The sequence below is a fragment of the Phocaeicola faecium genome (genome assembly GCF_014837055.1).
GTDB classification, from domain to species: domain Bacteria; phylum Bacteroidota; class Bacteroidia; order Bacteroidales; family Bacteroidaceae; genus Phocaeicola; species Phocaeicola gallinarum.
Genome location: NZ_JACSPQ010000001.1, coordinates 1,061,074 through 1,083,576, shown reverse-complemented (window position 1 = coordinate 1,083,576; position 22,503 = coordinate 1,061,074). Strand labels below are relative to the sequence as shown.

Annotated in this window: 13 protein-coding genes; 7 read left to right on the top strand and 6 right to left on the bottom strand. The window is 43.4% G+C overall.

The window, feature by feature from the left end:
* Positions 1-158: 158 nt before the first annotated feature.
* Entirely contained in the window at positions 159-1,445 is a 1,287-nt protein-coding gene (locus H9626_RS04640) for a DUF6198 family protein (protein ID WP_191709701.1), read from the bottom strand.
* Between the two features lie 167 nt (positions 1,446-1,612).
* On the opposite strand from H9626_RS04640, the gene H9626_RS04635 reads away from it, so the two are divergent.
* Entirely contained in the window at positions 1,613-2,446 is an 834-nt protein-coding gene (locus H9626_RS04635) for a helix-turn-helix domain-containing protein (RefSeq protein WP_225230874.1), read from the top strand.
* A 9-nt stretch (positions 2,447-2,455) separates the two neighbouring features.
* Here H9626_RS04635 and H9626_RS04630 read toward each other — a convergent pair whose 3' ends face one another.
* Positions 2,456-3,319, bottom strand: coding sequence for an endonuclease/exonuclease/phosphatase family protein (locus H9626_RS04630; protein ID WP_191709699.1), 864 nt, complete (start codon positions 3,317-3,319; stop codon positions 2,456-2,458).
* Between the two features lie 96 nt (positions 3,320-3,415).
* On the opposite strand from H9626_RS04630, the gene H9626_RS04625 reads away from it, so the two are divergent.
* Complete coding sequence (locus tag H9626_RS04625; RefSeq protein ID WP_178257172.1) at positions 3,416-4,252, top strand: CvfB family protein; 837 nt, start codon at positions 3,416-3,418, stop codon at positions 4,250-4,252.
* Between the two features lie 230 nt (positions 4,253-4,482).
* Here the strand turns inward: H9626_RS04625 and H9626_RS04620 are convergent, their stop codons facing one another.
* The 4 genes from H9626_RS04620 to H9626_RS04605 all read right to left on the bottom strand — a co-directional run bounded on the left by H9626_RS04620 (position 4,483) and on the right by H9626_RS04605 (position 13,998).
* Positions 4,483-7,041, bottom strand: a complete 2,559-nt coding sequence (locus tag H9626_RS04620; RefSeq protein ID WP_191709698.1) for a beta-mannosidase — start codon at positions 7,039-7,041, stop codon at positions 4,483-4,485.
* Positions 7,042-7,194: 153 nt separating this feature from the next.
* On the bottom strand, positions 7,195-8,775 hold the full coding sequence (locus tag H9626_RS04615) for a sulfatase family protein (RefSeq protein WP_178257174.1): 1,581 nt from the start codon (positions 8,773-8,775) through the stop codon (positions 7,195-7,197).
* Positions 8,776-8,927: 152 nt separating this feature from the next.
* Positions 8,928-10,763, bottom strand: coding sequence for a RagB/SusD family nutrient uptake outer membrane protein (locus H9626_RS04610; RefSeq protein WP_178257175.1), 1,836 nt, complete (start codon positions 10,761-10,763; stop codon positions 8,928-8,930).
* A 16-nt stretch (positions 10,764-10,779) separates the two neighbouring features.
* Positions 10,780-13,998: a SusC/RagA family TonB-linked outer membrane protein gene (locus H9626_RS04605; RefSeq protein ID WP_178257189.1), complete on the bottom strand. Its 3,219-nt coding sequence runs from the start codon at positions 13,996-13,998 to the stop codon at positions 10,780-10,782.
* A 310-nt stretch (positions 13,999-14,308) separates the two neighbouring features.
* Between H9626_RS04605 and H9626_RS04600 the strand changes: the two genes are divergently transcribed.
* From H9626_RS04600 to H9626_RS04580, 5 genes are all read left to right on the top strand, one after another.
* Positions 14,309-16,636 carry a glycoside hydrolase family 20 protein gene (locus H9626_RS04600; RefSeq protein ID WP_191709697.1) on the top strand — a complete coding sequence of 776 codons (2,328 nt, stop codon included), beginning with the start codon at positions 14,309-14,311 and terminating at the stop codon, positions 16,634-16,636.
* A gap of 511 nt (positions 16,637-17,147) precedes the next feature.
* Positions 17,148-17,600 carry a hypothetical protein gene (locus H9626_RS04595; protein WP_438616936.1) on the top strand — a complete coding sequence of 151 codons (453 nt, stop codon included), beginning with the start codon at positions 17,148-17,150 and terminating at the stop codon, positions 17,598-17,600.
* A gap of 10 nt (positions 17,601-17,610) precedes the next feature.
* The gene (locus tag H9626_RS04590) at positions 17,611-20,226 is read left to right on the top strand and encodes a UvrD-helicase domain-containing protein (protein ID WP_191709696.1); all 2,616 of its coding nucleotides are present in this window, start codon (positions 17,611-17,613) and stop codon (positions 20,224-20,226) included.
* A gap of 297 nt (positions 20,227-20,523) precedes the next feature.
* Complete coding sequence (locus H9626_RS04585; RefSeq protein ID WP_178257177.1) at positions 20,524-21,042, top strand: PH domain-containing protein; 519 nt, start codon at positions 20,524-20,526, stop codon at positions 21,040-21,042.
* A 157-nt stretch (positions 21,043-21,199) separates the two neighbouring features.
* Positions 21,200-22,420, top strand: coding sequence for an anaerobic sulfatase-maturation protein (locus tag H9626_RS04580; protein WP_178257178.1), 1,221 nt, complete (start codon positions 21,200-21,202; stop codon positions 22,418-22,420).
* The last annotated feature ends 83 nt before the right edge of the window (positions 22,421-22,503 follow it).

Sequence of the window (22,503 nt, the reverse complement as noted above, 5' to 3'; positions counted from 1 at the left end):
ATAAAAAAATAGGCCGTAGAGTTTGATGGGATAGCGGGGCTGGAGAAACAGACCGATTAACGGTGTGGGAATATCAAATAAAAAACTCTTGGCGGATTAATCAGGTTTTAATCACGCCAAGAGTCCGATAAAAAAGTGAGAGTGTAAGTCCGCGAAATTTACTGCCTGCTGTAAACGGCTTTTATCAGCTCGCAAGCCGTATGCAGTCCTATGCTTCCTGTGTTAATCATTAAGTTGTAATGATGAGGCTCGCCCCACTTCATGCCCGTATAATATTCGTAATGAGTGATACGGTTCCGGTTGGTCCGCCTGATGATAGCCTCGGCCTCCTCCTTTTTGATTCCGTATTCGTTGACGCAGCGTTTGTATGCGTTTTCAAAGTCTGAATAACAAAACACCTTGATGGCATGAGGATAGTCTTTCAGAATGAAGTCCGCACATCTTCCTACGATGATGCACGACTCCTTTCGGGCGATTTCTTCGATGATTTTGCTTTCGGCAACGAATAATACATCATCGGTCGACAAGCTGCGCTCTAAAGGAGATTCGCTGTTTTGCGAAACCATGCATTTTAACCAATAAGAAGGGATAGACTGTTCGTTGGCGGTAATATATGCTTCGTCGATACCGCTTTTTTGTGCAGCCAGCTGGATAAGTTCTTTGTCGTAAAGCTTTATGCCCAATTCCTTTGATAACAGTTCACCCAGCAGATGTCCTCCGCTGCCATACTCTCGCGCGATGGTGATAACCGTATGTTCGGGGGCTTTTGCTGCGGCAGTTTCCTTCCCGGCAGGAGCAGTGATCCATTGGTCGAGGAAGTGGTAATACGGACTGACAAAGTGTACGATAGGACCGACAACCAGTGCGGCAATCACCGTTCCCTCTCTTACTCCGTATATACCCGACATAAACAGTAAAGAAAGCAGGCACGCCACGATAACCAATGTAATATCGAAACCTAATTTTACGTAACCGAATTCTTTTTTAAGACGCAAAGAGATGACACGTACAAAGTATTCGCCCGACATCATAGCCACGTTTGCCTTTACTTCTAAGGCAATGCCTACGGCAAGGATGACACATCCGAATACCAGCGTTACTATTTGAGATACATACGTAATAGGATTTAAAGCGTGAAGCATACGCATGGAGCAATCGATGAATGTACCAAAACACAGCGAAATAGGAATTTGAAGCAGGTAGAGCCGTCGGTCTTGTCTGAAAACCTCCCGCGTCATGAAAGGGATTTCAAAGATAATGAAAAGTATGTTGAGAATGATGGTCCATTGCCCCATCGTCATAGGTGTAAACATACTTAACACGTATGTGACGCTGGTGATGGGTGAGGTTCCTAACAGAGCTTTGGTTATGAATGCAATACCAAAGGCATTTACAAAGAGGGATATAAGAAACAGCAGGTAGCGTCTTGATGTAAATTTACTCATAATCGGTTTTATTATAATTTGAATTGCGCTGCAAAGTTTGTGTTATTTCGGCGTTTAGCGGTTATAAAAAAGAAACCAATCTTGGTTAAAAGCGAAACATAGTTTACCTTTGTGCGGATAAATGGTCGGATAACGTGGATTTCTCTTTTTTGGAATACATAAACGGTTTGAAAGAACAACAAAGCGTGTATAGCTGTGTGGTAGATTCGGATTCATCAGACGGAAAGCGGATGGTTTTGTCTGAAGGGTTCTATTTTGTTTTGGTTACAAACGGTACAGCTCTTGTGGAAGATAGTTACCGGAAATATGCGTTAGAAAAATATGATTTGCTTATACTGACTCCAAGCATTACGGTGGCATTTGATACGGCCGATACCGGTTTTTCAATGATTTGTGTTTACATAGAGCCGGCTTATTTCGATACTTTGCCCGATGGTCAGCCGATGTATAATCAACTGGTTCGTTTTCTTGGCAGTTATACATTGCCGGTTCTTCGTTTGGATTCTGCCGGATATGCCTATTTGAAGCAAACGTTGGATTTGTTCCTTGCCGGTTGTCCGGATAGCTATTGCCTGAATCGTGAAGGAATTGGCAGACACTTGTGTAGCTTTTTACTGTTGCAGGTGGCAAATATCTTGCATCAAGACAGCGAACATACGTCTGTTTCCGTGCGTCGTTCGGGGGAAGTTTTCCGTAATTTCAAGAAGCTGTTGGTAGAACATTACCGTACCCATCACCACATCTCGTTTTATGCCGGAAGGCTGAATATTTCTACAACCTATCTGTCGCGTATCGTGAAGCGTGTCACCGGGCGTACGGTTTACTTCCATGTGTCGGAGATTCTTTGCGCAGAGGCGCGACGCTTGCTTGGATGTACAGACTTGGATATAAAAGAAATAGCCGACCGGTTAGGATTTTCTGACCAGTCGGCTTTCGGTAAGTTCTTTTTAAAGAAAACAGGAGTGTCTCCTCTTAAATTCCGTTTGCGGAAAACAGAATGAGATTACCGCTTAAAATTCCAGTGTAGCCACATGCGGGTTATGGTCGGATACAAAACCCGTTTCTCCTTGCGGCTCCTGCGGAATAAAGGCATCGGTTACTTTGATTTGCGGAGTAACAAAGATGTAATCAATCTTCTCGCACGAGTCGGCAGGGATACGGCCGAAGTCATGGAATGTATAGTCTACTCCTTCTTTCTTTTCTGCAATCTTGAAGGCATCCTTCATTACAAACTCGTTGGTGGTGATGGTTTTATAAGCATCCCATTCGTCGGATACGTTGAAGTCGCCCGTCAACACGGCAGGGCGGTCGCCTACAATTTCTTTGATTTTCTCAATAATCAGCAAAGCTCCTTTCGTACGTGCCTCTACGCCTACATGGTCGAAATGCGTATTGACAGCCATGAAGATTTTTCCCGTTTCACGCTCTTTCAGTTTAGCCCATGTAGCAATGCGTGTACAAGCTCCGTCCCATCCGATGAAACCTACGCTGTCAGGATATTGCGAAAGCCAGAATGTATTGCTGTCGAGAACCTCGAAACGGTCTTTCTTGAAAAACAGCGGTGCATATTCTCCCTTTGTCTTTCCATCTTCTCTGCCTACACCCACTTCGGCGTATTCGGGTAAACGGGCTTTCAGGTCTTCCAACTGGTTATGCAGCACTTCCTGCATACCTACGATGTCGAGGTTTTGTGCCTTGATGAATCCGGCTACGGTATCTTTGCGGTACTGCCAGTTGTTCAGGCTGTCTGCGGGATTGTCATAACGGATGTTGAAAGTAGCCCAGCGTACTTGCGTAGTTTGGGGCTGTTGAGTGCAGGAAGCCAAGCCCAAAAGAGCGGCGCCGGCTGCAAATACGAAAATTTGTTTTTTCATACGGTTTATTTGATTAGGGTTTGTTTTCGGCGCAAAGTTAAGACTTATATTTGTGGGTTGAAAAAAACTTTTTATCTTTACGAAAAATTAAAAGCAATGAGTCATATACGATTAGGAAAATATAATCAACTGGAAATAGTGAAGGAGGTTGATTTCGGACTGTATTTAGATGGAGGAGAAGACGGTGAAATCCTGTTGCCGAAACGATACGTCCCTGAAGGATGTAAGCCGGGAGACATGCTGAATGTCTTTATTTATTTGGATATGGACGAACGTTTGGTGGCAACCACCCAAGAACCATACGCACAGGTAGGCGATTTTGCTTGTCTGGAAGTAGCATGGGTGAACCAATTTGGCGCATTCCTGAACTGGGGATTGATGAAAGATCTCTTTGTTCCTTTCCGTGAACAGAAGACAAAGATGGAGAAGGGGCGGAAATACATCGTGCATGTTCACTTGGATACTGAAAGTTACCGCATCGTGGCTTCTGCGAAAATAGAGAGATATCTGTCGAAAGAAAAACCGGAATACGAGCCGGGCGAAGAGGTGGATATACTGGTATGGCAACGGACGGATTTGGGATATAAGGTTATCGTTGACAATGAGTACAGCGGAATGTTGTTCCACAGCGAGATATTTCAGCCGATAGGGATGGGGATGCAGATGAAGGCATACATCAAGCAGGTGCGCGAGGACGGAAAGATAGACCTTGAGCTTCAGCAGAGCGGAATGCGCAAGGTGGATGATTTTGCCCAAGTGCTGTTGCGCTATATCAAGGAGCAGGGGGGACATACCACCATGAACGATAAAACCGATGCCGAGGTTATTTACCAGACTTTCGGGGTAAGTAAAAAGACGTTTAAGAAGGCAGTCGGAGACTTGTATAAGAAGCGGTTGATTGTGTTGGAAGCTGACGGAATCCGCTTGGCGTAAGCATCCGGAAAGCGGGCTGCAAACGTGGAAAAACGCTACCGCATGTTTTCTCTTACATTACCGCATGTTTTGTCAAACGCAAGCGGTAGCACGGGGTAACGCAAGCGGTAGAAATAATGCGTCCATCGGTCTTGGCAAGTGAGCACCGGTTTACCGATATAGAAAAAGGCAGTAGGGTGACTCCTTACTGCCTTTTATTTTGTTGGTTATTAGTATGTTTAGCTGAGTTTTTAGTACGTATCGCGGATGTGCCGGACAGCGATTTCCTCGTCTCCCGTAAAGCGGGGTGACTCGATGGTTATCACACGTTTTTCTCCCGGAAGGAGGTCGAAGAAGTTATCGCTGAAACGTGCGCCTTGTACGGGTATCTCGATGAATACATCTTTCGCCAGCTTGGGGGAAGAAAGCGTTATCGTATAACTGCCATCTGAATACTTTACTTTCCGGCGGATTTTCGTTTCCGGCAGTTTCAGGTCTTTGGTCGGAACAAAGTAGCATACGCTTTGGGCTACCGGCTGCTTCCTGCTGTTTTTCAGGGTTATCAGCAAATAACATTCGGTTAAGTCTTTTGCGGATTTCCAGTAAGCAGTTGTGCTGCCGAAAACTTCGTGCGAAGAATTAGCCGGTAAATCCACTTTACGGCTTTCCTTTTTCCATACCTTGCCCGAAAAGTCGGTCAGACGCATGTCGAGCGTCAGCTCCTGAAGATTGTCGAGAAGGTCGGATATCAGATGTACCCGCAAACTGTCGTTTTTTACTAACGGGCTGATGAGTACCGGTGCAAAAGCGCGCTTGGCTTGATAGTGAAGCGCCTTCCAGTTGCCGTAATAGTCGATGCCCGACCAAGATACTACCGGCCAGCTATCGTTTAGCTGCCAATAAAGCGTACCCATGCAGTACGGACGTTGGCGGCGATGCGCTTCCATGCTGCGGCGCATACCCTGACCCTGTAAAACCAATCCGATGTAAACAAAATCCTCAAAACGTTGAGGCACTTTGAAATAACGCTCCATGCTTTCGGCTATCAGGTCGTTGCCTACCGTACTTTTCTGATGTGCCGTCATCACTTCCGAATCAATCCGGTAGTCGGAAGGAGAAGCAAACGTACGGATGGTTTTCATTTCGGGAAAAGACTGGAAACCATACTCGCTGACGAAACGGCTTCGTTCTTCGTCTGCCGACTCAAACGGCTTTCTGCCATACCAAGTTCCCCAGTTGTGACTGTCGCGTACGCTCCATGATTCGGGCCGTCCCCAGTTGGCGAAGTAAGGCGACGTGTGCATGTAAAACCGCCCTTCATCGAATTTCGCTACTTGGGCAGGTAAAAGTTCATGGAACAGTTTCCGGTAGTCTGTCCCGAAACGCTTGTAGACATCCGCATCAAACCGTTTCTGCCATCCCCAGTACTTGATGCCTTCTTCGATTTCGTTGTTGCCACACCACATAGCCAGACACGCATGATTACGCAGGCGGCGGATGTTATATTCAGCTTCTTCCGCCACTTTCTTTAAGAAAGGCGGGTCTGCCGGATAAGGTGTACAGGCAAACATAAAATCCTGCCAAACCAAAATGCCGTTTTCGTCTGCCAAATCGTAGAAGTAATCATTCTCATATATTCCGCCTCCCCATACACGTATCATGTTCATGTTTGCCTCTTTCACGTCGCGGAACAACGTTTGGTAACGCTCCGCTGTTACGTTAGGCAGCAAAGCATCGGACGGGATATAGTTTGCGCCTTTAGCAAACATCGGAACCCCGTTGACTTCAAAATAGAAAGATTCGCCCGCGCTGTCTTTTTCAGCTACCACGCGGATGGTACGCAGCCCGATGCGATGATGTTTTTCGGCAAGGATTTCATTCTGATAGCTTACTCTGACTGTGAAGTCGTAAAGAGTGGGAGAGCCCCATCCGTTAGGCATCCAACGCTTCGGGTTGCGGATGTCGAGAGGAATATTCACCGAGTTGTATCCCGGTTGCAACGTAACTTGCTGTTTCGCGGCGTTTTCAGTCGCGCCCGACAGAGAACAGTCGATGTCTATTTCTGCCAGTATCGTTTCGCCGGTCACATTATAAATTTCCACTTGGTTAGACAGGCACGCTTTCTCGTCGGTAAGCGACAGTTGTTTCACATAATAATCGTCAATGCGCGCCACATTGTACAGTTGCAGCGTGACAGGTCGCCAGATGCCGCAGGTAGCCATCCGTATCCCCCAGTCCCAGCCGAAACTGTAAGGAGCTTTCCGGCTGAAGATGCTGACCTTTTTGTCTGCATGGTCATTGTCTGCCGGATACTCGAAACCATTGGTTTCCCATTGCGGAAGAGTCTCTTTAATCGGTGAACGGAAAACCACCCGCAAGTGATTTTCGCCGCAGCGCAACATGTCTTTCACCTCAACGGCATATCCCTTGAACATATTGTCGGCAGCAAGGATTCGCGCACCGTTCAAATACACATCGGCATACGTGTCAAGTCCTTCGAAGACAAGGCGTGCCGCCTGTCGTTTCATTTGGTCTTCACTGAGTGAGAAACAGGTTTTATATTCCCAATCTTCGTTCTCAACCCACTGTATTTTCTGTTCATTCGTTCCGAAAAAAGGGTCGGGCAGCAGGTTATGGCGTAACAAGTCTTGATGTATCGTACCCGGAACGGTGGCAGACAGCCAATCGTTGCTTCCCGATTTTGCAAAACTCCAGCACGTATCAAGTTTTATGATTTCGGGTTGTAGTTCCGATTGCCCGAACAAAAGAGTAGCATAGCAAAGCATTATAAGAAGAAGGTTACGTTTCATAATGTTTTCATGGTATATAAATAAAACGCGGATTACACGGAACTTCACGGAAACCGTGTTGCATAGTGTAATCCGCGTCAAAAGACATCAGTTGTAGCGTATCGGATACGCTTCCTTATTATCGGATTTAGTTAAGAAGCGAAACAGAATGAATTAGTTCTTCTGTTGCTGTTTCAGTTTTTCTTCAATCGGGTCTTGATATTGCGTTTGAAGTTTCACTAATTCGGCTTTCAGGTCTTCCGTTATCTTTTCGTAACCGGGTTTGCCGTATAAGTTGTGCATTTCAGTCGGGTCTTCTTGAAGGTCGTACAATTCCCATTCATCAATGTCGTTATAGAAATGAATCAGCTTATACCGTTCGGTGCGCACCCCGTAATGACGTTTTACCATGTGTTCGGCAGGGAACTCATAGAAATGGTAGTACAAAGATTTCCGCCAGTCGGCAGGTTTCTCTCCTTTCAGCAGAGGCAGCAACGATACCCCCTGAATATCTTCCGGAATCGGTGCGCCTGCCAAATCGAGGAACGTAGGTGCATAGTCGATATTTTGTACCATCTGCGGAATTTCTCCCTTCGCTTTGAAGTCTTTCGGCAAGTGCATGATTAGCGGCGTATGCATAGACTCTTCGTACATGAATCGCTTGTCGAACCAGCCATGTTCGCCCATATAGAAACCCTGATCGGATGTATAAACCACCAGCGTATTATCCAGCAAGCCTTTTTCTTTCAGATAATCGAGTACGCGCCCCACATTGTCATCTAATGATTTTACAACTTTCGAGTAATCGCGCATATAGCGTTGGTACTTCCATTCTGCCAATTCTTTTCCCTTCGGGTTCTTTTTATAGAAATCTTCGATAATCGGTTCGTAAAACGCATCGTAAACTTTGCGGTCTTCCGGACTCAAACGTCCCACGTAACTTTCATAACGTTCTTTCAAAGGAGTTTCCTTATCGGCGCGGTCCATCTTGTTGTCATAAATGATATCCATATCTTTCAGGATATTCATCTCTTGAGCCGCTGCAGCCGGGCGTCCCTCGTAATCGTCGTAGAAATTGTCGGGTAGGGGGAAAGTCTTGTCCTCGTACAGAGACAGGTATTTCAGTTCCGGCAACCAGTTGCGGTGGATAGCCTTGTGATGGATGAAAATACAGAACGGTTTATTCTTGTCGCGCTGGTTCTCCATCCAGTCGATACTCATATCGGTTATCAGATTGGTGATATATCCCTCTTTCCGTATCGTATCATTATCCATGTTAATAAAGTCCGGATTATAATAATCGCCCTGTTCCGGTACAATTTCCCAATGGTCGAATCCGGTAGGCAGACTAATCAAATGCCATTTTCCGATAAGAGCCGTCTGATAACCTGCCTGTTGCAGGAGCTTGGGCATCGTTTGTTGCGAACCGTCGAATACGCAGGTGGTATTATCTGTAAAGCCGTTGGCATGACTGTGTTTACCCGTCAGCATACAAGCGCGGCTGGGACCACTCAGTGAGTTGGCAACAAAGCTGTTGGTGAAAATAACCCCATCATTGGCAATGCGATCGAGGTTTGGCGTTTCGATAAGATGATTACCGTAACAACTCATCATCTGAGCCGTATGGTCATCAGTCATGATATACACAATGTTGTATTGTTTTGCTGCCTCCTTTTCTTCGGTACATGAAGCCAATGAAGCAAGTGCAGCCATTCCCGTCAGTGGGTAAAGGAATGCGGAAGTCAGTTGTTTCATAGAATATGTAAAAGTTTAAATAGTAAATTTGCCATGCAGGGAAACGTAATATTGACAAAGATACGTTTTTGTTATGGAAATAAAAAGAAAATGCGCGGAGAATCGGACGTTACATCCGACCTCCGTGCATTTTATATTAAGTTATAAAAAGATTACCAGCCGGGGTTTTGTTCCCATTGTCCGCTGGTCAGACCATCCGGACCTAACATCTCTTCTCGGATAGGCAACAAGTAGTCACGGTTTACATTAAACTGCCATCCATTAGGATAACTTGCCGGGTTAGCAGAAATAATGTAACCTTCAGAATTTAACCAAAAACCGTCACCCGGCGTTAATTTGTCTGAAAATTCAGTTTCTAAATTAGTACCTGTGTAAAGTGCACCTAATGGATATTTGCCTACAATTAATTCATCAGCTGCAGCCCAACGTAAAATATCTGTCAAGCGTGCATTCTCAGCTGCTTTTTCCACACGGCGTTCACGGCGTACTGCTTGAATGTATTTATCCAAATTATGGAACGGATAATCTGCATCTGTGTTATATTCTCTATCAAAATCTACATCTGGCATGTCTACACGCTGGCGTAAGGGATGCAAGGCATTAATGATACGCTGTGCGTTTGCGGCACCATCTAATTCAGCCAAAGCTTCTGCATAATTCAATAAAATGTCAGCATAACGGAATTGAATGGCAGGAGCTTGTCCTCGCCCTTCTTCATTATAAGAAGCTTCAAGGGTGGTGTTGAATTCTTCATATTTTAACAAAGAATATCCCGTGGTGTTTTGGTGGTAATCTGTACGGTCTAATGGCGGCCATTCAAAATAGACTCCGCCGTTTTCACTTCTGATTTGTTGTCCGGGGGTAAAAACAGTTTGGGATAAACGAGGATCGCGCAAGGTTGGAGATAATTCTACACCATACGTACGCTTGGCGTTCAACTTTTCAGCACCTTCAAATAATTCACCGTTTCTTTTCAAATAGTCATCTACCAATGATGCCGAAACTCCCTTGTTTCCGCCTCCATAACAAGAGTAATATGTTACGTTATGACCTATATTTGCAGCAGCATTGTATTGTTTCCACCAAAGTACCTCTTGATTTCCGGTTAGGTCAAGTGTGATAAACAAATCACGATAGTCAGTCAAAGGATCACCTGTATTGTGAATTTGCCAAACATCACGTTGCATAACCTCTTCTGCAGCCTTTACAGCTTGATTCAACCAGTCTGTTATCTGTTCTTCTGCGTTAGTCAATGTCGTATCATAGAATTTGTCATTTTCAGCTCGATGATATTTTTCCCATGTAGCGGCGAATAAGGCTACTTCGCTTTTTAAAGCCCGTGCTACATCTCTGTGTACACGTCCTGTTGCATTAGAACTTTGTTCGTTTAGATTCTCAATAGCCAAATCCAAATCAGTAAGGATATAATTAGTTAGCTCCGTACGGGTATTGCGCGGGCGTGCCATTAATTCGGTATTAGGGTCTAAAGGAGTATCTAACCATGTTACGCCTCCATAATTCACCAATAAATGGTAATAATAAGCTGCTCGGAAATAATAAGCTTCTCCTAAACATTGTTTAAAAGCGTCAGACTCTTGATCTTCACATCTGCCGATATTCTGTAACAAGAAGTTTACATTACGAATAGCACTGTAATCAGTCATCTCCACAGCATTTGCTATGGATGTGTTTCCGGATAAGCGTGAATCGAATTCATTAGGCAGCAAGTTGTCACTGGCCGCATCACCGAAAGCAAGACCGCTACTTGCATTACTTGGATGTGTTTTTATAGCTGTGTTATTTACAGTTCCGCCTCCGCTTCTCGGAACGCTTCCTTGATAAAACATATTTAAGTACATCTGTATCTCATTGGTTGTAGAGAAAGCTTCAGATGTTGAAAGTTCTCCTTTAGGCTCTTGGTTCATGTCAAAGCAAGAAGCAAGTCCCAAACATAAAACAGAACTTATTAATAAATGTATCTTTTTCATAATCATATCCTATAAATTACATATTCAAAATAACTCCGAAAGAGAATACCCTCGTCATCGGATAGTTCTTACCTGCATAATCATTAGAGCTGCCATAACCACTATATGTAAACAAACCTTCAGGGTCAAAGATGTTGCTTAGTTTGGTGAAGGTCAACAAATTTTCGCCAGAGAAGAATACTTGGGCTTTAGTAAGATGTACTTTGCTAATCCATTTCTCAGGTAAATCATAGCTGATGGTTAAGTTTTTCAAACGGCAGTAAGCAGCATTTTGTATATAGCGGTCACTTCTTTCCGATGTCTTGGCTCTCAGGTTCTGTAAACGTGCACCGGCCGCACCGATATACGGCTTCGGGTAGTAAGCACCTGGATTGTCTTCTGTCCAATAATCCATGTGTTCTTTAAATACGTTTACTTGTGCCAATGCTCCTGAACCCCAAAAATAAGCAGTTCCTTTATCCGGGCACCAATCACGTTTTCCTACGCCTTGAAACATTAAACTCAATGAGAGTCCTTTCCAAGAGATAGAACCGTTAATGGTATATTGATAACGAGGAGTTGTATTACCAATGACAGTCATATCTCCCATATCACCAACTCTATTAGTACCTTTGTCAATAGAACCATCATTATTTAAATCAATATATTTAACATCGCCGGGTTCCCATGCCAATGGTGAAATGTCGGTTAAATCGTATGCCGCATTATAAGCATCGGCTTCATCTTGGGTTTGAATAATTCCAGAAGCCCGGTATCCCCAAATTTCTCCCATTTTCTTACCTTTATACCAGCCTGTGCTATTTTCGTTATCTCCTGCGGGGTCTGTATAGCCGCCATCGTATGCTGTGATTTCGGCAGTAGCGTCAGAAAGTGAACCTCCGATAGTGTAATCAATATCACTGCCGATTTTACCTCTCCATTGCAAGGTCAATTCCCAACCGCGATTGCGCATTTCCGCATTGTTGGTTTCGGGTGCTACAGCACCGAATATATCTGATAAAGGAGCTGACGGACCTAACATATCGCGGGTGTCACGTTGGAAAATATCAAACGTACCGGTTAATGAATTGTTAAAGAATCCAAAATCAATACCAATGTTTTTATGGTCTACTTTTTCCCATGTTGTGTTGGAGTCAATTACATCGCCCGGACGATAATATCCAGAACGTATACCATTGAAATACCAGTTGCCAATACCTGACGGATCCATGGAGGAAGCGAATGTATAATAAGCAGCTCCGGTTTGGTTACCTAATAATCCCCAGGATACACGTAGTTTCAAGTTAGATAAAACATCGCGTGTTTTCTCCATAAAAGCTTCTTCACTGATACGCCAGCCTAAAGAAACAGAAGGAAAGAATCCCCAACGATTTCCTTTGGCGAAACGGGAAGAACCATCATAACGTGCATTGAATTCTAAGAGATAACGATCTTTGAAATCGTAATTGATACGTCCGAAATAGCCACGAGTAGCCCACGCATAACGGTTGTCACGTACGGTTAGGTCACCATCTGCCATTTCAAGACTTGGATTGGAAGCATATTGCAAGTCCAATACTTGATTATAAAGATATCTGTATTTATAATATTCCTCTTGATAACCAATCATGACAGTAAAGTTATGCTTGTCAGCCAGTGAGAAATTATAGTTAGTGTAAATGTTGAGCGACTGATATTGGTTATTCATGGCATAGCGGGTATATTTTCCACCTTCTACTACTCCTAATTCTCCGCGAGTTCCCACATCATATGTTTCTCCGTCGGCTCTGGGTATCAAGGGAGCAATTTGTACGGCTTCATAATCACGGGTATTGTAGCGGTAAGTATAATCTACGAAAATACGCCAGTTCTTAATCGGTTCAAATTCCAAGCCTCCGGTCATTGTCAAGTTATTGTTTTCTGTAACGGTATTTGTTCCACTCTGTAAATAGGGAATCATAGAGGCTTCAGTGAAGTTTCCGTTTGGATCAATGACGCTGGTAGTAGGACGGAAACGTGCCAAGTTATGATAGAACCCCTCATTTAACCCACCGTCACCAAACGGTGTTTCATTATTTGAGTTCATGTATTTGGTGTTCACTTTTAGCTTCATCCAATCGGTTACCTGAGCATTGATGGTTGTATTAAAATTGAAACGTCTATAATCAATGTCTGCATAACGTAATAAACCCTCTTCTTTATACATGCCGCCGGATACATAATATTGTGCTTTCTCACCGCCGCCGCTGACGCTGACGTTGTGGTTTTGTTTAAATGCCGCATTTTTATAATGCAAATCGAAATAGTTTACGTTTCCTATACCGTCAGGGCTGTTGGTAAAGGTGTTGACCAATGTTTGTCCCGGAGTTAGATTCATCCACGGGTCTACGCTGCTTGGGTCTCGCATGTATTGTTCTAACAATGCGATTTTTTCTTCACCGTATTGTGTGGTCTGATTATTGTTGTAGAGACCTGCATCGAAATATCTGGCAAAATCAGCTGCATTAACCATCTCCGGCAATGACATCGGAGAACTCCATCCTAACGTTGCCTGATAGCTTACACGGGCTTTACCTTCTTTGCCTTTTTTGGTTGTAACCAAAATCACACCGTATGCCGCACGTGCACCGTAGATAGATGAAGCGGCAGCATCTTTCAGTACAGAGATGTTTTCGATGTCATTCGGGTTTACATCTGCCAAATCCATTTCCACACCGTCGACCAATACATACGGAGAACCAGTTCCCGATAGGTTACCTTGACCACGCAACTGCAATGAAGAAGTGGCACCCGGACGTCCGGCATTGGTGTTGTCAACATACAAACCCGGAACCAAACCTTGCAAACTTTGGGTGGCGTTTGCTAACGGACGTTGTTCCAATGTCTCACCTTCAACGGTAGCTACCGAACCCGTCAGGTTCACTTTTTTCTGTACACCGTAACCTACTACTACTACTTCGTCCAGCAGTTGGTTATCTTCTTTTAATGTGATGTTGAGAATTTTTCCCGGCGTAGCTTTGATTTCTTGGGTGGCGTATCCGATGTAGGAAATTTCAATTACGCCGTTTTGAGGAATGTTCAACGTGAAGTTTCCGTCAAGGTCGGTTATAACTCCATTTGTCGGATTTCCTTTTTCTACTACTGATGCACCGATAACGGGCATTCCTGTTGCATCATATACCACACCTTTTACCTCCACGGTTTGTTGGACAACTTTCATTGCATCGTTGCCAACTGCTACCTCTTCGGCATTCATCAGTTGTGGACATGCCAATAAAACTGCGGCTCCACAAAGCGATACCCGCTTGAAAAAGCCTTTACTAAACACACACAGATTCATAAAACTTTTTTAATATTTGGTATTAGGTACTAAAATGAATTTCCCTTTACATTTCCTGCTATCAGGATATTAGTAATAATGTATCTCTCTTTTTTTAGAAAAACAGGCACTCATTCGTCTTTTAATAATCAAATATGCAACAAACATACAAAAAATTATTAATTAAACCAATAAACTATAAGAAAATAATTATTTTTGCATAATAGTATTTTAAAAAGTTATCATTATGACCAAGATTCAGGTAAAGACATGGGCATTCTGTCTGTTTGCGGCAGGGGCTCTGGCTGCATGTTCGCCGAGAGAGGTACAGACCGGCGATTTGAATGTGATTCCGCAGCCTCAAGAAATTGCTGAAGTTGCAGATGCTTCGCCTTTTGTTATCCGCTCTTCAACTAAAATTTGTTATCCGGAAGGAAATGAAAAATTAGAACGAACCGCTCGCTTGCTGGCTACATATATTAAAGATGTGACTGGTGCGGAGGTGAAAACTACTACCGAAGCTGCCGGAAATAATTGTATTGCGTTAGGTATTGACCCGGCTATCGCTCAGAAAGACGGTTATGTACTGGATATTACTGCCGACCGCGTTACTTTGAACGGTTCTACGGAAGCGGGTGTGTTTTATGGTGCTCAAACCATACATAAGGCACTTCCCATTACCGGAGGAAAAGCCGACGGCGCGCTGCCTGCCGGAACGGTGAAAGACTTTCCTCGTTACGGATATCGTGGATTCATGATTGATGTTTGTCGTCATTTTTTCCCGAAAGAATACTTGAAAGAACTGATAGATGTTATGGCTTTACATAACATTAATTACTTCCATTGGCATTTAAGCGAAGATCAGGGATGGCGTATCGAAATCAAGAAATACCCTAAGCTGACAGAGGTCGGTTCTTACCGTAAAGAAACCATTACGGCTCCGGGCTCAGGCAAGTTCGACGGTGTTCCGGTAAGCGGATTCTATACGCAGGAAGATGCGAAAGAAATCGTGGCATACGCGGCAGAACGCTTCATTACGGTAATTCCCGAAATCGACATGCCGGGTCACATGCTGGCTGCTTTGGCATCATATCCCGAATTGGGATGTACGGGTGGTCCGTATGAAACGGCTACCAAGTTTGGCGTGTTTAAAGAAGTGCTTTGCGGAGGCAATGAAAAAACGCTTCAATTTGCAAAAGATGTGGTTAATGAAATAATGGATATATTCCCCGATGCTCCTTATATACATATAGGTGGCGACGAATGTCCGAAAGCAGAGTGGGAAAAATGTCCCAAGTGTCAGGCGAAAATCAAAGAGCTTGGCTTGCGCGACACCAAAGAACACAGCAAAGAAAACCAGTTGCAGGTTTATTTTATGAACGAAGTAGAGAAGGAAATCGCCAAGCGCGGCAAGAAGATGTTGGCATGGGATGAGATACTGGAAGGAAACCCCAATCCTGAAACTACTACCGTGATGGCATGGACGGGCGTACCGGCATCTGTCAAGGCAGCTCAGTTAGGACATCCTACCATCGTGTGTCCCATCAGTCACCTTTACTTCAGCAATCCGGGATATAACCGCTTGCGCGGTATCAGCAGCGTAGAGCGCGTATACAATTTTGAGCCTGAATCGGAAAAACTGACACCCGAAGAAAAGAAAAACATCATCGGTGTGCAGGGATGTATCTGGACGGAGTGGACGAAAGACAGCGTGAAGATGGAATGGCAGATGATGCCGCGCATTGCCGCGCTGAGCGAATTGCAGTGGAGCAATCCTGAAAAGAAAGACCTGAACGGATTCTTGAAACGTCTGCGTCATCAGTTGGATTTATACAGCTTATACGGTTTCCATTACAAAGAAGACATCGAAGAGGTTACCATCAGTGCAACACCGAAAGGAGAGGGCGGTGCAGCCGAAGTTACACTGAGTACGTTCGATAACGCTCCCGTTTATTATACGCTCGATGGTTCGGAGCCTACCGCGGCTTCGCAGCAATATACCGAACCGTTTACTGTCGATAAAACAACTACGATAAAAGCTATAGCTATCCGTGACGGACGGGAAAGTAACGTTGCAGAAGTAACCTTGAAATATAATTTGGCCACCATGCGCCCGATTACGCTGAAGTCAGAACCCGACGCATCGTTCACTTATAAGGGAGCTACTCTGCTGGTCGATGGTTTGGAAGGCGACGACAACTATCGTTCCGGACGTTACATCGGTTTCTACGGACAAAACTTCGATGCGGTAGTCGATTTGCAAGAGCCGAAAGACATCTCCTCGGTCTCAATAGGTACGTACCTCGTTCCGGGCGATTACATCTTCGGGTTGACCGGACTGGAAGTTTATGCTTCCGAAGACGGAAAAAACTTCCGCAAGATTGCTTCTAAGTCGATTCCTGTTCTTGAGAAGGGCAGCAAAAACAACGTGTTGAAGCGTGAAGAAATCAGTTTCGACAAAACGAACACGCGCTACGTGCGTGTCGTGGGTAAAAATACTCCGGTACTACCGAAGTGGCATTCGGGAGCTGGTAAGAAATCTTTCTTGTTCTTCGATGAAATTGCCATCAACTGATTGTTGACATGATCTGCACGAGAAATATCTTTTTGAAATCAAGGGAGTTGGAAAGGGTTATCTCGTTGGGCAATGAATTGGCGATTGTTCTAATTACTGTAGTCTGCATCGCTTTGCTTTTTCAGGTAACTCCTTACTGATATAAATGTACAAAAATAAAACCAGTCCGAAAAGAGAATACTACAAATTCCTTTAGGACTGGTTAAACAAAATCTATTTCTCAAAATCCATTTCAAAAGTAAATAAAGCACTATAAAATAGGGGATTATCGGAAAAATCCCCTATTTTTGTAATTGGATGGAGCTAACTCCGTCTAAGACATGTTAATAAAAAGAAGCGTTGTGCTTTTCTTGCGAGTGTAAAGCCTGAGAAACTGAACAATCGTATGACAAGAAGGCATTGCAGTTCCACACTTCGTGGTTATTAAACAATTAATAAATTGTGTCACTTAAAAAATATTGATATGATGAAAGCATTCAAATTATGGATTTCTATCGTACTCACGGTTATAATGTTTAGTAGTTGTGGTGCATTAAAAACACCCGTAATAGTTAGGAATGCCCCAATAGAAGGGTATAGATACGTTTTTATAACACCAACAAAAGAATTGACATCAAGTGCAGGAGGCACTTATGGAGGACAATATGGTATATATGGAGCTTCAACGACTAAAAGTGTTAACCCAAGTGATGTTATTTCTGGTGGACTTATAAAAAATGGATTTGTTGTATTACCCGAATTGAAATCTGAATTAAATAATAAAACTCTGATTGTAAACTATGGTGAAAGCGGTAGAAGAAATAGAGGATTAGGTTATACAATAGAAGTAACAATACAGTTTATTTCAGCTGAAACTCATGAATTGGTTTGCTCTTGTACAGCTGAGGGGCAAGGGGAAACAGAAGCCGATGATATTCGACAAGCAATTAGAAGGGCTTTGGCTGGACTATTTGATAATAAATAGGTAACTTTTTATGCCGTCATTTCTTGTTTTGGTATTAAGTATCGCTACTATAATAGGTGCAGTCATAGTAGCGATACGGTTATTGCTAAAAAAGAAGTCAAATGAACTGTCAGAGCGCATAGCAACCATTACTCCTTATAGGGATATACAAGAACACAGAGAAAAAGAATTAAGTCAAAGCAATAAAAGTTTTTTCATTGATATTGAAACTGATTTAAGGAACAGTTTTAATGGATATATAATATCTTCTTCGGAAGAGGAACAATTTACGAAATACTACACAGGGTTCTTCCATGAAGTGAATTCCTTGCTGAAAAGTCTTGAGGCATTTCATATAGAACCATCCGAGACAATCTCAAAATTCACACATGATTTCGGAAATATCCACTCAATTGTAAAAAGGCATAATGAGCAGGTTATCCAAGATACTCTTGATACCCACAAAGACTTCTTCGACCATTGCCTTAAATACCCGTTAGACAAGCAACAAAGGCGTTCAATCGTGTCCGAAGAAGATAATTGTTTGGTGGTAAGTAGCGCAGGAAGTGGAAAAACATCGTCTATCGTAGGAAAGGTAAGGTATCTGATTGACATCAAACACATCAATCCTCAAAACATTCTTCTTATCAGCTATACAAACAAGGCTGCTGCCGAGTTGACGGAAAGGATGGGGATTGCAGGGCTAAGAGGATACACTTTTCATAAACTTGCCATTGATATCATCGGGAAAGCGACAGGACAGAAGCCCTCCATCTGCGATAACACAGACGCACTGTTTGTAAAAATCTATCATAAGCTATTGGAAGATGAGGATTTCAAAAAGAGCATCGTCGAATACTTTGTTGACTATCAGGTGCAAGAAGCGGATTGGGAGCATCGTAAGAATGAACGCAGACAGCAACTCTCCGAATTGAAAGAAACACGTTTGAAAGCCCAAATTCCCGACATGGATGGGAAGACCATTTATGTTCGTAGTGAACAGGAGCAGAAAATCTGTTTTGCATTATCTTCTTTGGGTGTGAAATTCAGGTATGAAGAACCTTATGAACATCCATTGGCAGATGAAATGCACTCACAATACAGACCCGATTTTTCCATTTACTTTGAACTGGATGGCAAGACAAAACGTATTTATTTAGAGCATTTTGGTGTGGACGAACATGGACTTGTTCCCACATGGTTTGCAAAAGACAAAGGCATTACTTATGAAGAAGCAAACCAAAAATACAATGACGGAATAACATGGAAAAAAGCAGCCCATGAGAAGTTTGGAACTGTATTGCTGACAACTTCAAGTGCTGATTTCCGTTATTCGGATATTCGGCATACATTAAAAGCTTCGTTGGAAAAGGTTGATGTTCCTGTTCAAGAAAAAACAGATGCCGAATTATACGATATGGTTCTTCCTCCAAATAGTAAACAGGAAAAGGCTTTCATTCGGCTTGTTGTAACTTTTGTGACATTGATTAAGTCAAGCTGCAAGTCTATACAAGAAGTCTTGAAACAGGCTAAAAATGTTGGAGACGAGCGCAGTATATTCATTATAAAGAGAATATTTCAGCCTGTTTATGAACGGTATATTGAAGAATTGAAAAACAGCAATCAGATAGACTTTACCGATGCTATTCTGCAAGCCACGGAAATATGCCATTCCTCTCATCCTGTAAAGTATGAGTATATCATCGTTGACGAGTTCCAAGATATATCAGTTGACCGCTACAATTTCCTTAAAGTACTCCGAGAAGGCAATCCTCCTGCAAAATTGTATTGTGTGGGCGATGATTGGCAATCCATATACCGCTTTTCAGGAAGCGACATGGCTCTTTTCAATCAGTTCTCAGATTATTTCGGTTCCACAGAAATCAATAGAATCGAGACGACATACCGTTTTGGAGAACCTTTGGTAAGCCTATCATCGCAGTTCATTCAGCGGAACAAGGCACAGATAAAAAAGGATATACACCCATTCAATCCACAGACTAAAACCGAATTACAATTCTGTGCTTATGAACGGAGTGACTATTGCAACGCTATCGGACAATTGGTAGCGTCTATTCCTGCGGATAAATCCATCTTTTTGTTAGGGCGGTATTCCTTTGACGATTACTATTTGTCGTTTCTATACAAATCAGTGAAAGAGGGAAATCGCTTTTACTACTTCATTGGAGACAGAAAAATTGAATTTTTGACTGTACATAAATCCAAAGGACTTGAAGCGGACTATGTGATAATTCTTCAATGTAATAAAGACACCTATGGATTTCCATCAATGGTAAGCGATGACCCTGTTCTTGATTATGTCCTGACTAAAAGCGACCAATATCCGTATGGTGAAGAACGTAGGTTGTTTTATGTGGCTATCACCAGAGCAAAAATAAAAACATACGTTCTTTATGACAGACGCTTCCCGTCTGTTTTTGTTGACGAGTTCTTACACCCCGAAAAGGTTACGGAAGAAAGTTACGCTAAGCATCCCAATGCCAATAAAAAATGGACGCGCAGTGCTGACAAATTTCTACTCACACTTTACCATGAAGGAAAGAGCATAAAGTACATCGCAGAGAAAATGGGAAGAAGTCAAACCTCTATCGTTATGCGAATAGGAAAATTAGAAGGTAAGCAATGATAAAAAGCGCTTATTATTTTTTTATTCGATAAATTATATTAAGTTGTTGATATAACCCCAAAAGTAGCAAGTGGCCTGCCTTTGATGAAACCAATATCAAGGGCAGGTTTCTTTTTTTTATACGGATAATTTGTTCTGTTACTCTTTCTATTTACGACAAAATTTGCTAATTTTGCTTTTGTAGGTAACCGTGGTGATTGTTTGGAGGTTTAGTTGACGCTATACGATACATTTTTCGCTATATCTCTATGAGCCTTAAAAGGTAAGTGATTGTGTAACCCTGAAAAACAGATGATTATGAAAAAGTTTAAGTCATCATTCTCAAGCGGAATGTTATTGTCAACCTGCATTGTAACTGTTGTGTTGCTTTATGCAATCTATGTAATCGCTCTCCGTATTCCGGTATCTTCTGTCGGGTCATGGCAGTTTTGGATGGCGGTAGCGGCACTGTGTATCATAATCGCAGCCATGTTCCACGGATTTGTATCTCAAATAGAATATGTCGGGTTAACGGAAAACAGCCTTGTTATACAGAAGAAAGTGGGGAAGATTACGCTCCCCTTTAGCGACATTCGGCAGGTGAGATATAAAAAGAGTCTGATGCGGGATATCCGTTTGTGGGGCATCAGCGGCTATTTCGGTCATATCGGGCTGTTCCGGAGCGGAGACAGCGGAAACTATAAGGCATTTGTCAAGAATGGAAACGAGATGGTTGAGATTAAAACCGACAATCAGACTTACGTGGTGAGTTGTGATGACTGCGGACAGCTTCTCGAAGTCTTGAGCAGGCACTGCGGAAACAGAACCGGCCGTTGATTGACAATTATTTTTAACGCACTTTTTATCCCTTTCAAGTGTCCGGCTTGGGAGGGATTTTTTTATGGGTAGCGTTTACCAATCTTATTCGTTAAGTTGTAGGTTTCTTCCGTTAGTTTTATGTATCTTTACGGCTATAATTTTTTAACTGATCGAAATGATTATAGCCCCTTTTGCTAAACCACTGTATATCATGACCAAACCCATCGGTTCGGTGTGTAATTTGGCATGTGATTATTGCTACTATTTGGAAAAATCGAACTTGTATAAAGACATTTCCAAACACGTGATGAGCGATGAGTTGTTAGAAAAATTCATTCGCGAGTATATTCAGGCGCAAACCATGTCAAGCGTTCTTTTTACTTGGCATGGCGGAGAAACCCTGATGCGTCCGCTCAGCTTTTACAAGCGGGTGATGGAACTGCAAAAACGGTATGCGGGCGGCAGAAACATTGAAAACTGCATCCAGACGAACGGAACGCTGCTTACTGACGAGTGGTGTGAGTTTTTCCGCGCCAACAACTGGCTGGTGGGGGTATCTGTCGACGGACCGCAGGAGTTTCACGATGAGTACCGGAGGAACCGGCAGGGGAAACCTTCGTTTGTCAAGGTGATGCAGGGCATCCGCCTGCTGAACAAACACGGGGTGGAGTGGAACGCGCTGGCGGTGGTAAACGATTTTAATGGCGACTATCCGCTGGATTTTTATCACTTTTTCAAGGAAATCGACTGCCATTATATCCAGTTCACCCCCATCGTAGAGCGGATAAAGCGTCGTGCCGACGGGCGTTATCTTGCCACGCCGCTCGATGAGGGTGAGAAGTTGGCGGATTTCTCCGTTTCGCCCGAACAATGGGGCAACTTTCTTTGCACCATTTTCGATGAATGGGTGCGCAATGACGTGGGCAACTTTTATATTCAGTTGTTCGATTCCACGCTGGCAAACTGGGTGGGCGAACAGCCCGGCGTATGCACGCTGGCAAAGCAGTGCGGACACGCCGGCGTGATGGAGTTTAACGGCGATGTCTATTCGTGCGACCACTTTGTATTTCCGGAGTTCAAACTCGGAAACATCCGTGAAAAAAGCCTTGTGGAAATGATGTATGGCGAAAAGCAGCAACAGTTCGGGCGGATGAAGCAAGACAGCCTTCCTACCCAATGCCGCGAGTGTGAGTTTCTGTTTGCCTGCAACGGCGAATGTCCGAAAAACCGTTTTACCCAAACGGCTTCCGGAGAAAGCGGGCTGAATTACCTTTGTGCGGGATACTACCGGTTTTTCCGCCACGCCGCTCCTTACATGGATTATATGAAGAAAGAATTTCTGGCGCAGCGTGCGCCTGCCAACGTGATGGAAGCCATCAGGCGGGGAGAAATCTGATAAACCAGAAAACAGTCAGGCGCAAATCCTATCGGTTAAATGAAACGATACCAACCGATAAGATTTGCGCCTGACCGTTTACT